The 12,416-nt window shown below is 50.8% G+C and carries 13 protein-coding genes; all 13 read left to right on the forward strand.

Annotated elements, in window-relative coordinates; translation table 11 throughout:
- Window positions 1-11: 11 nt before the first annotated feature.
- Window positions 12-812 carry a ParA family protein gene (locus Kalk_RS11875; protein WP_101894455.1) on the forward strand — a complete coding sequence of 267 codons (801 nt, stop codon included), beginning with the start codon at window positions 12-14 and terminating at the stop codon, window positions 810-812.
- Between the two features lie 84 nt (window positions 813-896).
- Window positions 897-1,796 carry a ParB/RepB/Spo0J family partition protein gene (locus tag Kalk_RS11880; protein WP_101894456.1) on the forward strand — a complete coding sequence of 300 codons (900 nt, stop codon included), beginning with the start codon at window positions 897-899 and terminating at the stop codon, window positions 1,794-1,796.
- 184 nt (window positions 1,797-1,980) lie between these two features.
- A complete protein-coding gene (locus Kalk_RS11885; RefSeq protein WP_158643455.1) occupies window positions 1,981-2,373 on the forward strand; it encodes an ATP synthase subunit I in 393 nt (130 codons plus the stop codon).
- Window positions 2,374-2,449: 76 nt separating this feature from the next.
- Window positions 2,450-3,304: a F0F1 ATP synthase subunit A gene (gene atpB / locus Kalk_RS11890; RefSeq protein ID WP_101894458.1), complete on the forward strand. Its 855-nt coding sequence runs from the start codon at window positions 2,450-2,452 to the stop codon at window positions 3,302-3,304.
- Window positions 3,305-3,363: 59 nt separating this feature from the next.
- Complete coding sequence (atpE, locus tag Kalk_RS11895) at window positions 3,364-3,600, forward strand: F0F1 ATP synthase subunit C (protein ID WP_101894459.1); 237 nt, start codon at window positions 3,364-3,366, stop codon at window positions 3,598-3,600.
- A gap of 60 nt (window positions 3,601-3,660) precedes the next feature.
- A complete protein-coding gene (locus Kalk_RS11900; protein ID WP_101894460.1) occupies window positions 3,661-4,131 on the forward strand; it encodes a F0F1 ATP synthase subunit B in 471 nt (156 codons plus the stop codon).
- 12 nt (window positions 4,132-4,143) lie between these two features.
- Window positions 4,144-4,680, forward strand: coding sequence for a F0F1 ATP synthase subunit delta (locus Kalk_RS11905; protein ID WP_101894461.1), 537 nt, complete (start codon window positions 4,144-4,146; stop codon window positions 4,678-4,680).
- 16 nt (window positions 4,681-4,696) lie between these two features.
- A complete protein-coding gene (gene atpA, locus Kalk_RS11910; RefSeq protein ID WP_101894462.1) occupies window positions 4,697-6,241 on the forward strand; it encodes a F0F1 ATP synthase subunit alpha in 1,545 nt (514 codons plus the stop codon).
- 51 nt (window positions 6,242-6,292) lie between these two features.
- Window positions 6,293-7,153: a F0F1 ATP synthase subunit gamma gene (gene atpG / locus Kalk_RS11915; RefSeq protein WP_101894463.1), complete on the forward strand. Its 861-nt coding sequence runs from the start codon at window positions 6,293-6,295 to the stop codon at window positions 7,151-7,153.
- Window positions 7,154-7,208: 55 nt separating this feature from the next.
- On the forward strand, window positions 7,209-8,606 hold the full coding sequence (gene atpD, locus Kalk_RS11920; RefSeq protein ID WP_101894464.1) for a F0F1 ATP synthase subunit beta: 1,398 nt from the start codon (window positions 7,209-7,211) through the stop codon (window positions 8,604-8,606).
- 21 nt (window positions 8,607-8,627) lie between these two features.
- A complete protein-coding gene (locus Kalk_RS11925; protein ID WP_101894465.1) occupies window positions 8,628-9,053 on the forward strand; it encodes a F0F1 ATP synthase subunit epsilon in 426 nt (141 codons plus the stop codon).
- Window positions 9,054-9,146: 93 nt separating this feature from the next.
- Window positions 9,147-10,526, forward strand: a complete 1,380-nt coding sequence (gene glmU, locus Kalk_RS11930; protein ID WP_101894466.1) for a bifunctional UDP-N-acetylglucosamine diphosphorylase/glucosamine-1-phosphate N-acetyltransferase GlmU — start codon at window positions 9,147-9,149, stop codon at window positions 10,524-10,526.
- Between the two features lie 17 nt (window positions 10,527-10,543).
- A complete protein-coding gene (gene glmS / locus Kalk_RS11935) occupies window positions 10,544-12,370 on the forward strand; it encodes a glutamine--fructose-6-phosphate transaminase (isomerizing) (protein WP_101894467.1) in 1,827 nt (608 codons plus the stop codon).
- The last annotated feature ends 46 nt before the right edge of the window (window positions 12,371-12,416 follow it).

The following is a 12,416-nucleotide window of genomic DNA, read 5'->3' on the forward strand; positions in this document are numbered from 1 at the left end:
GGAGATCGATTGTGGGCAAAGTAATCTCGGTGACCAATCAAAAGGGCGGTGTAGGTAAAACCACCACCTCCGTCAACCTGGCTGCGTCGCTGGTTGCCACCAAGCGTAAAGTGCTCATGATCGATCTCGACCCCCAAGGCAACGCCACCATGGGCAGTGGCGTCAACAAGCACGAACTGGAAAGCTCCATATACGATGTGCTGGTGGATCAAATGACCGTCGCCCAGGCAGTGATTCATACCGAACCCGGTTATGACCTGATCGGCTCCAATGCTGACTTAACCGCAGCCGAAGTAGAGTTGCTGGATCTGGAAGGCAAAGAGCAGCGTCTCAACCGGGCCTTGGAAGGTGTGCGCTCTCAATACGATTACGTCCTGATTGACTGTCCGCCCTCACTTAACATGCTTACCGTTAATGCCCTGGTGGCATCGGACTCCGTAATCATCCCCATGCAGTGTGAATATTACGCGCTAGAGGGTTTGTCCGCTCTGCTCAATACCATTGAAAAAATTCAAAGCGCCCTCAACCCGAAACTGGAAATCGATGGTCTGCTGCGCACCATGTATGACCCCCGCATCGCATTATCCAACCAGGTATCCAGCCAGTTAACGGAACACTTCGGCGACAAAGTCTATCGCACCATCATTCCGCGCAACGTGCGTCTGGCCGAAGCCCCCAGCCACGGCCTGCCGGTATTGGAATACGATCGCAAGTCCCGTGGTGCCGTGTCCTATCTGGCCCTGGCCGGTGAACTGATTCGCCGTGCAGAGCAGAAAATAAGCGGCACCAGTGCAGAAACCGCCCCGGCCTGATTGCGTCGGTGGCCAAGCCCCTTATAATGTTCCACACACAAAATTGAATTTCGCATAATTCACCTACCACCATAAAGGCGATGCATGGCTGCCAAAAAGAAAGGACTGGGTCGTGGACTGGACGCACTATTGGGGAGCGCCAGCATACCGCAAAAAGAGGTGCCCACCGACGCCACCAAGCCGGTTAGCGTCAGCAAAGAAGACCTCGACGGAGAGCTGCGACACCTGCCCATCGAATTTTTGCAGCGAGGCCGCTACCAGCCACGCCGCGACATGGATCCCCAGGCCCTCGAAGAACTGTCTAACTCCATCAAAGCCCAAGGCATCATGCAGCCCATCGTGGTGCGCCCCATGGCCGGAGCCAATCAATACGAAATCATCGCCGGTGAACGCCGTTGGCGTGCAAGCCAACTGGCGGGCCTGGATAAAGTACCCTGCGTCATTCGTGCAGTAACCGACGAAGCCGCCATCGCCATGGCGCTGATTGAAAACATCCAGCGCGAAGACCTCAACCCCATCGAAGAAGCCGCTGCCCTGCAACGATTTCAGGATGAGTTCGAACTCACCCACCAGCAGGTGGCTGAGGCAGTGGGCAAGTCACGCACCACCGTTACCAACCTGCTGAGGCTGATGAGCCTGAGTGCAGAAACTCGTAAACTGGTAGAACACGGTGATCTGGAGATGGGCCATGCCCGCGCCATACTGACCCTGGATAGTGTCAAGCAAACTGACGCAGCCCGTACCATTGTTGCGAAAGGCCTATCGGTGCGCCAGACCGAAGCACTGGTGCGTCGCCTGCAACAAGAAGAAATCGCCACCGGCGACACCAAAATCGACCCCGATGTAAAATTGTTACAAGATAATTTATCAGACAAGCTGGGGGCACCCGTCATGATCCAGCACAGCGCAAAAGGCAAGGGCAAACTGGTAATTCGCTACAGTAGCCTGGACGAACTGGATGGTATTCTCGACCACATCAAATAGGTTGAGCAAAAAGTCACCGAAAAGCCTTAGATCCCGCCGCAACCCGTGTTGCCTGTGGTTAGGAAAGTCTCTATAATCGGCACCGCCTTACACAGGCACCTGCAATCAGCGTTTGAGCTGACCCAAAAGGTTCAAAAGGTCAAAAGAGAGAAATCCGCTGGTTGAGGGCAAACGGAAAAAGACTGTGACAAAGCCAAGCACGTTAAACAAAGGGTATATCGCTGTTTACGTGGTGGGTTCGCAGGCGCTCGTATCGACTCTAATTCCTGTGCTCGTGTTGTTTGCAGTAAGTAAAGAAGCCGCGTTAGCCGCGCTGGCAGGGGGCTGGACAGCTGTTCTCGCCAACCTTTACTTCGCAATACAGGCATTTCGCTTTTCTGGCGCACGCGCGTCGCAAGAAATGGTGCAGGCATTTTATCGGGGTGAGGCCGGCAAATTCGTCATTGTCATGCTGCTGTTCATCGCAGCGTTCAAACTGCTCCCGGGTGTTCGTGAAAGCGCGGCATATTTATTTTCAGCCTTCTTTATAGTGTATGGGATCGCCTGGGTGGCGCCTCTTCTGTTGCGTAAAACATAGCGCAGCATGGCCGGTAACGGCATTGACACAATGAATAAGGTAAAGTCCGACTTCGATTTTAAGGTATTGGGATACTATGGCAGGCGGAGATTCTTCAGAATACATCAAGCACCATTTGACCAACTTGGTATATGGTCAACACCCTGACGGTAGCTGGGGTATCGCCCACAGTGCAGCGGAAGCGGCGGAAATGGGCTTCTGGAAATTTCACGTAGACTCGCTGGGCTGGTCTATCGGCTTGGGTGTACTGTTCCTGGCACTTTTTGGAATGGCCGCTAAGCGTGCGACCACTGACGTACCTACCGGATTCCAAAATTTTATCGAAATCCTGGTGGATTTCGTTGATACCCAGGTGAAAGAGAACTTCCACGGTCGTAACGCCATGATTGCGCCGATGGGTCTTACTATTTTCTGTTGGGTATTTCTCATGAACTTGATGGACTTGGTGCCAGTCGATTGGCTGCCAGCCCTGTTCAATCTGTTCGGTGTTCATTATATGAAGATCGTACCGTCTACCGACCCCAACATCACCTTGGGCATGTCGTTCTCGGTATTCTTCCTGATTATTTTCTATAGCATCAAAGTGAAAGGCATTGGCGGCTTTGCAGGTGAATTAACCCTGCACCCTTTCAGCAGCAGCAATATGTTTGTGAAAATCATACTGATCCCGATTAACCTGTTCTTGGAAACCGTAAACCTGCTGGCCAAGCCCATCTCTCTGGGCCTGCGATTGTTCGGAAACATGTATGCAGGTGAAATGATCTTCATTCTTATTGCTCTGATGTTCAATGCTGGCTTGATCATGGCTGCGTTCGGTGGCGTACTGCAACTGGGCTGGGCGATCTTCCACATACTGGTAATCACCTTGCAGGCCTTCCTGTTCATGGTGCTCACCATTGTGTACTTGAGCACTGCGCACGAAGATCATTAAGAATTTGTTTTAACTTTTACACTTAACCTTAACTTTAAAAAGTAACACCAGGAGATAACATGGAAACTGCATCTGCACTTGTATTGATCGCCGCTGGTTTGGTAATCGGTCTGGGCGCGTTGGGTACTGCGATTGGCTTCGGTCTGCTGGGCGGCCGTCTGTTGGAAGGTACTGCTCGTCAACCAGAAATGGCTCCCATGCTGCAAGGTAAAATGTTCCTGATGGCGGGTCTGTTGGACGCGGTTCCAATGATCGGTGTTGGTATCGGCATGTACATGATCTTCGTATTGGCCTAAGTCCACCGCTTCGTAGAAAGTAGCGTCAAACATTTACTTTAACGAGCGAGAGGGTTTGGTATGGATATTAACGCCACCATCCTAGGACAATCTATCGCCTTTGCCGTATTCGTTTTTTTCTGTATGAAGTTCGTATGGCCACCGTTGATCAACGCCATGCGGGAACGTTCAGAGAAAATAGCACACGGTTTACAGGCGGCAGACCAGGCAGAGCAAGATCTTGAATTGGCTAAAGAGAAAGCCGCAGATACCTTGCGCGAAGCCAAGCAGCAAGCTGCTGCGCTGATTGAGCAGGCTAACAAGCGTGCCAACCAGTTGGTTGAAGAAGCAAAAGATCAGGCCCGCGCCGAAGGCGAGCGTCTGAAAGCGGCTGCACAGGCCGAAGTAGAACAGGAATTGAACCGCGCTAAAGAATCATTGCGTGGCCAGGTTGCGGTTCTGTCTATCGCCGGTGCGGAAAAAATTCTTGGCACAGCAGTAGATCAAGGCGCTCACAACGCAATGCTTGAGCAACTTGCATCAGAACTGTAACGGTATCGGATTATGGCAGAACTAATCACAGTTGCCCGGCCTTACGCGAAAGCGGCTTTTCAGTTCGCCGACGAAAACGGCGCACTTGCTGAATGGTCCGATATGCTAGCCTTTGCAGCGGCTGTTTCAGCAGACGAGGCAGTGTCCGGTTACTTGCACAACCCCAAGATCACTTCTGCACAAAAAGCAGAAGCCTTTGGTGCACTGTGCAAGGATAAGCTGAATGAACAGGGTCAAAACTTCGTGTCCTTGCTGGCGCAGAACAAACGATTAGCGGCATTGCCGGAAATCGCTGCGCTGTATGAAACACTGAAGTCACAGAAAGAACAAAGCGTCGATGTAGAAATTACATCCGCATTCGCTTTGTCCGACGAGCAGGCAAGCAAACTTGCCGCTTCCCTGAAGCAGAAACTGGGCCGCGAAGTCAACGTCACTACCGCAGAGGATAAATCTCTGGTGGGTGGCGTCATCATCAGAGCCGGCGATTTAGTGATTGACGGTTCTGTGCGCGGTAAGCTCGCTAAACTGGCCGAAAAATTGAATTCTTGAGTTTGAGGACATAAGCATGCAGCAACTCAACCCTTCAGAAATAAGCGAGCTGATCAAACAGCGCATCGCGAATCTGGATACAACATCCGAAGCGCGCACCGAAGGTACTATCGTTAGTGTATCTGACGGTATCGTGCGTATTCATGGTCTGGCCGACGTAATGTACGGTGAGATGGTTGAATTTGAAAATGGCATTTTCGGTATGGCTCTTAACCTGGAGCAGGATTCCGTAGGTGCAGTAGTACTAGGTGATTACCTGGGTCTGGCTGAAGGCCAGAAAGCAAAATGTACCGGTAAAGTATTGGAAGTGCCTGTAGGGCGCGAACTGCTGGGCCGCGTTGTTGACGCTCTGGGTAATCCAATTGACGGTAAAGGTCCTCTGGGCACTACCGAAACTGATGTTGTGGAAAAGGTTGCACCAGGTGTAATCGCACGTAAATCGGTAGATCAGCCAGTTCAGACTGGTTTGAAGTCGATTGACTCCATGACACCTGTAGGTCGTGGTCAGCGTGAGCTGATCATCGGTGACCGTCAGATCGGTAAAACGGCCATCGCCATCGACACCATCATCAACCAGAAAGATTCTGGTATTAAATGTGTGTACGTGGCCATCGGTCAGAAGCAGTCTTCTATTGCTAACGTAGTACGTAAGCTGGAAGAGCACGGCGCCATGGAAAACACCATCGTGGTAGCAGCGGCAGCCGCCGATCCTGCAGCCATGCTGTTCTTGGCAGCCTTTACCGGTTGCACCATGGGCGAATATTTCCGTGATCGCGGCGAAGACGCACTGATCGTATATGATGATTTGACCAAACAAGCTTGGGCTTATCGTCAGATCTCCTTGCTGCTGCGTCGTCCTCCGGGTCGTGAAGCTTATCCTGGTGACGTATTCTATCTGCACTCCCGCCTGCTGGAACGTTCTGCTCGCGTTAGCGCTGACTATGTAGAAAAGTTCACCAACGGTGAAGTGAAAGGTCAAACTGGTTCGTTGACGGCTCTGCCCATCATCGAAACTCAGGCTGGCGACGTATCCGCATTCGTACCGACCAACGTAATCTCCATCACCGATGGTCAGATCTTCGTTGAAACCAACCTGTTCAACTCCGGTATTCGTCCGGCGATGAACGCAGGTATCTCGGTTTCTCGTGTAGGTGGTGCAGCACAGACCAAAATCATCAAAAAGCTGGGTGGTGGTATTCGTCTGGCACTGGCTCAGTATCGCGAACTGGCAGCATTTGCTCAGTTTGCTTCTGACCTTGATGAAGCGACACGTAAGCAGTTGGAACACGGTACTCGTGTTACCGAGCTGATGAAACAGAAGCAATACGCGCCTCTGTCCGTTGCTGAGATGGGTCTGATTCTGTTTGTAGCCAACGAAGGCTATCTGGAAGATATTGAAGTACCCAAGATTCTGGATTTCGAAGCAGCACTGCTGTCTTACGCAAATTCTGAAGCCTCCGCATTGATTGCTAAAGTCAATGAGAAGGGCGATTGGAACAGCGACATCGAAAGCGAGTACAAAGCACTCGTTGAGAAGTTCAAGTCCACTCAGACTTGGTAATCATTAACCGGGGCAAGATAACTTGCCCCGTAACCTGAATACGGTAGACCTATGTCAGGCGCAAAAGAGATACGTGGCAAAATAGCCAGCGTTAAAAACACGCAGAAAATTACCTCCGCAATGGAACTCGTTGCGGCCAGTAAGATGCGTAAAGCGCAGGAACGTATGGCGGCGTCCAAACCCTACGCGGAGAAAATTCGCCAGGTCGTACGTCACCTAGCCAATTCCAACCCGGAATATAAACACACTTATATGACCGAGCGCGAAGTAAAGCGCGTGGGTGTCATCGTTGTGTCTTCCGATCGTGGCCTTTGTGGTGGCTTGAACATTAACCTGTTCAAAAAAACCATCGCTCTTACCAAAGAGTGGAAGCAAAAAGGCTGTGAAGTGGATATGGCACTGATTGGAACCAAAGCAGTCAGCTTTTTCCGATCGGTGGGTGGCAACGTGGTAGCGACTCGCACCGGGTTGGGTGATCAGCCTTCAATCGAAGACTTGATCGGCGCTGTAAAAGTGATGTTGGACGCATTTGAATCCGGCAAGATCGATCGCCTGTATCTGATGTACAACGACTTCGTAAATACCATGACCCAAGTGCCTTCATCTTTACAGTTGCTGCCTTTGGAAGCATCGAAAGATGGCGACTACCAACACCATTGGGATTACATATACGAGCCTGAAGCCAAAGAGATTTTGGATTATCTTTTGGTGCGCTTCGTAGAATCCCAGGTATATCAGGGTGTGGTTGAAAACAACGCCTGTGAACAGGCAGCGCGAATGGTCGCCATGAAGTCTGCTACCGATAACGCGGGCAACCTGATTAACGATCTGCAGTTGGTTTACAACAAAGCGCGTCAGGCAGCGATCACCCAAGAGATTTCAGAAATCTGCGGTGGCGCGGCAGCGGTATAACGATCAGGTTTCTTACCAACAGATTTTAACAGTTACGATTCAAGAGGATACAAACATGAGTAGCGGACGTATCGTACAAATCATCGGCGCGGTAATAGACGTAGAATTCCCGCGCGATTCTGTACCAAACGTGTACGACGCACTGAACGTGGAGAACGCTCCGACCGTTCTTGAAGTTCAGCAACAGTTGGGTGACGGTATCGTTCGTACCATCGCCATGGGTTCCACTGAAGGTTTGAAACGTGGCTTAGGTGTTAACAGCACTGGCGCACCGATCAACGTACCAGTTGGTATCGAAACCCTGGGCCGTATTATGGACGTTCTGGGTAACCCCATCGACGAATGCGGACCTATCGGCGAACAGCAGCGTGCATCTATTCACCGTAAGCCGCCTACTTATGCAGAACAATCCAACTCAACGGATCTGTTGGAAACCGGTATCAAAGTTATCGACCTGATCTGCCCATTCGCCAAAGGTGGTAAAGTTGGTCTGTTCGGTGGTGCGGGTGTTGGTAAAACCGTAAACATGATGGAGCTGATCAACAACATCGCAACCGAGCACAGCGGTCTGTCCGTATTCGCTGGTGTTGGTGAGCGTACTCGTGAGGGTAACGACTTCTACCACGAAATGCAGGAAGCAGGCGTTGTAAACGTTGAGCAGTTCGACAAGTCGAAAGTAGCGATGGTTTACGGTCAGATGAACGAGCCACCTGGTAACCGTCTGCGTGTTGCACTGACTGGTTTGACCATGGCTGAAAAATTCCGTGATGACGGTCGTGACGTTCTGTTGTTCGTAGACAACATCTACCGTTACACACTGGCCGGAACCGAAGTATCTGCACTGTTGGGTCGTATGCCTTCAGCGGTAGGTTACCAGCCAACTCTGGCAGAAGAGATGGGTGTTCTGCAAGAACGTATCACTTCTACCAAGACAGGTTCTATCACGTCTATCCAGGCCGTATACGTACCTGCGGATGACTTGACTGATCCATCGCCAGCCACCACGTTCTCGCACCTTGACTCAACGGTAGTACTGAGCCGTGATATCGCCGCCAAGGGTATCTACCCTGCGGTAGATCCACTGGACTCCACCTCCCGTCAGCTGGATCCTCTGGTAATCGGCACCGAGCACTATGAAGTTGCCCGTGGCGTGCAGACTAACCTGCAGCGTTACAAAGAACTGAAAGACATCATCGCCATCCTGGGTATGGATGAGTTGTCTGAAGATGACAAACTGGTGGTATCGCGCGCTCGTAAGATCGAACGATTCCTGTCACAGCCTTTCCACGTTGCGGAAGTATTCACTGGTTCGCCCGGTAAATACGTATCCTTGAAGGATACAATCCGTGGCTTCAAGATGATTCTTGACGGTGAGCTTGACCATCTGCCTGAGCAGGCTTTCTACATGGTTGGTTCCATCGAAGAAGCTATCGAGAAAGGCGCTAAAGCTTAATTAAGCTAGGGAGTAATCACCATGGCGATAACCGTACACTGTGATATCGTTTCTGCCGAGAAATCCATATTCTCTGGTTTGGTGGAAATGGTTGTCGCTCACGGCACACTGGGTGACCTGGGTATTGCTCCGGGTCACGCTCCCTTGTTGACACAATTGAGCCCTGGCCCGATTCGTGTCATCAAGCAAAACGGTGAAGAAGAAGTGTACTACGTGTCTGGTGGTATGCTGGAAGTGCAGCCCAAAGTGGTTACCATTCTGGCAGATACCGCCCAGCGCGCTGATGACGTGGATGAAGCAGCAGCCCAACAGGCTATTGAAGATGCCCGTCGAGCGTTGGCGAACCAGTCTTCCGAAATCAACTACTCTGCTGCGGCAGCGATGTTGGCGGAAGCGGCAGCGCAACTGCGTACGATACAGGCCCTGAAGAAGAAAATGGGCAAATAAGCACCGGTTGTCGTGAAACGCGCAACAAAGCATGATAAAAAGGGTAGCGCTAGCTACCCTTTTTTCGTTTAAACCCGATATGGAATTGTTTCGATGGATCTAAACGTTGTCATCCTTGCTGCAGGCAAAGGCACGCGCATGAAGTCGCGCTTACCTAAAGTGCTGCAACCTTTGGCTAAAAAGCCCATGCTTGCTCATGTGCTCGAGACCAGCTTTAAGCTGGAGGCCCATAAAGTGATCGTAGTGTATGGTCACGGCGGCGACAGCGTGAAATCCGAGATCAGCCGTTACTTTCCCGATGCGCCTATAGAATGGGTTGAGCAGGCTGAACAACTGGGCACTGGGCATGCGGTCAAGCAAGCAATGACTCTGTTGGAAACCAACACGCGGACGCTGATTCTATATGGTGATGTACCCCTGATATCAGAATCAACCCTGAGCCGCTTTCTGAACGAAGTTCAGCCAGGCGAATGCGGAGTGCTGACAGTCAAGTTGAACGACCCTACCGGGTATGGCCGTATTGTGCGGGACCATGCTGGTGTGGTGAGAGAAATTGTTGAAGAGAAGGACGCCGGTAAGGAAATTCGAAAAATCGAAGAAGTGAATACCGGCATAATGATGGCGGACTCCATAGACTTACAGCAGTGGTTGCCCACCATAGAAAATAAAAATGCGCAGGGTGAATATTACTTAACCGATCTTGTGCGTATTTCCAATGATCATGACGTGCCGGTTATTGGTTGTCGTGTTAAAGACCCAATCGAAGTCGAAGGGGTGAACGATAAAAAGCAACTGGCACGATTGGAGCGCATGTTGCAAAAACACCTGGCTGAGCGCTTATTAGTGCAGGGCGCGACACTGGCAGATCCTGCCCGAGTTGATATCCGTGGTGAAGTTAACATCGGTCAGGACTGCTTTATAGACATTAATGCAGTTTTCGAAGGCAACAATACACTGGGAAATAATGTAAAGATTGGCCCAAACTGTGTCATCGAAAACTCGGTTATCGGTGATAACACCATTATCAAAGCCAACAGTGTGTTGGAAAACGCGATACTGGGTGAGCATTGTGATGTGGGTCCGTTTGCCCGCCTGCGACCCGGCACCGAGTTGGCCAACGGTGCGAAAATCGGTAACTTTGTAGAAACGAAAAACATAAAGATGGGTGCAGGCTCAAAAGCCAATCACTTAACCTATTTGGGTGACAGTGAAATCGGAACCGATGTTAATATTGGCGCAGGCACCATTACCTGTAATTACGATGGTGCTAACAAGCATAAAACCAAAATCGGGGACGGCGCATTCATTGGCTCTAACAGCTCACTGGTGGCACCGGTTGAAATTGGGAAAGGTGCAACCATCGGGGCCGGTTCAACCATCAGTAAAGATGCAAAAGAACAGACATTAACCGTAACCCGCGCTAAGCAGGTCAGCATCGACGGTTGGAAGCGTCCTGAGAAAAAGCCCAAATAAGCAGTAAGGAAAAAGTTATGTGTGGAATTGTAGGTGTCATTTCAACTCGTGATGTAACGCCCATACTGCTGGAGGGTCTGCGTCGCTTAGAATATCGGGGTTATGATTCCGCCGGTATCGCCAGATTTAATCCAGGATCTGACATTGAACGGATTCGGCGTGTTGGCAAAGTGAAGGAACTTGAAGCCGCCGTTGCAGAGAGTCAGGGTGCAGGTACCATAGGTATCGCTCATACTCGCTGGGCCACCCACGGGGTGCCATCAGAAAGTAATGCGCATCCACACATGTCTTCCGATAACATCGTTGTGGTTCACAACGGCATCATAGAAAATCACGAAGAACTACGTGCATCCCTACAGAAAGACGGTTACGTATTCACCTCGGAAACCGATACCGAAGTAGTTGCGCATTTGGTACATCAAAATCTGAAAACCAGTGCGACATTATTGGAAGCAGTAAAAAAAACCACCCGTAAATTACGTGGCGCTTATGCTCTGGGTGTTATCTGCAAAGAACAACCGGAACTGCTGATTGCCGCCCGCGAAGGCAGCCCGTTGGTGTTGGGTGTGGGTTTGGGGGAGAACTTCATCGCTTCAGACCAGTTAGCGCTGCTGCCCGTTACCACCCGGTTTATCTTTTTAGAAGAAGGCGATATCGCCGAAGTCAGAAAAGATAGCTTCGTTATTGAGAATCGTGAAGGCAATACGGTAGAACGCACGGTAAAACAATTCACCGGCTCTGATAGCACAGCGGACAAAGGTGAATACCGGCACTACATGCTGAAGGAAATATTCGAGCAGCCTACCGCTGTACGCAATACGCTGGACGGACGGGTGACTCCAGAAGGAATCGATCCGGCACTGTTTGGCACTGATGCGGAAAAACTGTTTCCGAACATTGAAAGTGTTCAGATTATTGCATGTGGGACTTCGTATCATGCAGGGCTGGTTGCAAAATATTGGCTTGAGGGTCTGGCCGGAGTTCAGTGTAATGTAGAAGTGGCCAGCGAGTTCCGTTACCGCAGAACGGTAGTGCGCCCCAATACTTTGTTTGTGACTATTTCTCAGTCCGGTGAAACGGCAGACACGTTAGCCGCGCTGCGTGATGCCAAGGGATACTTATCAAGCCTTGCCATTTGTAATGTTGCAACCAGCTCATTGGTACGGGAATCGGCCATGTCGTTCCTCACCAAAGCTGGCCCGGAAATCGGTGTGGCTTCAACGAAGGCTTTTACCACACAGCTGGTTGCCTTGTATTTGATGACCATCGCCATTGGCAAGTTTCACGACATAGATGCGAAAGAAGAACGTCGCCTGCTGGAAGGGCTTCAGCAGCTACCGGATGTCATTCAGTCAGCACTACGTTTGAACAAGCCTATTGAAGTGATGGCTGAGAAATTTGCAGAGAAGCACCACGCTTTATTCCTCGGCCGTGGTGTGCAGTATCCGATCGCGCTGGAAGGTGCGTTAAAGCTAAAAGAAATATCCTATATCCACGCCGAGGCTTATCCTGCCGGAGAGCTGAAGCACGGCCCGCTGGCATTGGTGGATGCTGATATGCCGGTGGTAACCGTGGCACCATCGGACACCTTACTGGAAAAGTTAAAGTCTAATCTACAGGAAGTGCGTGCCCGAGGCGGTGAGCTGTTCGTATTTCAGGATTCAGATGCAGCGATGGAGCCTCAGGACGATGTTCACGTGTTGGATGTCCCTAAGGTGGCAGCAGAACTCGCTCCTATTGTGTACACCATACCGCTGCAGCTTTTGAGTTACCACGTGGCAATCATTAAAGGCACCGATGTGGATCAGCCGCGCAATTTAGCCAAAAGCGTAACGGTAGAATAACTGGATAACGCTAACTGCTAGCGGTTGTAGGTGAGTAGAAAAGGAG

Source organism: Ketobacter alkanivorans (assembly GCF_002863865.1).
Taxonomy (GTDB): domain Bacteria; phylum Pseudomonadota; class Gammaproteobacteria; order Pseudomonadales; family Ketobacteraceae; genus Ketobacter; species Ketobacter alkanivorans.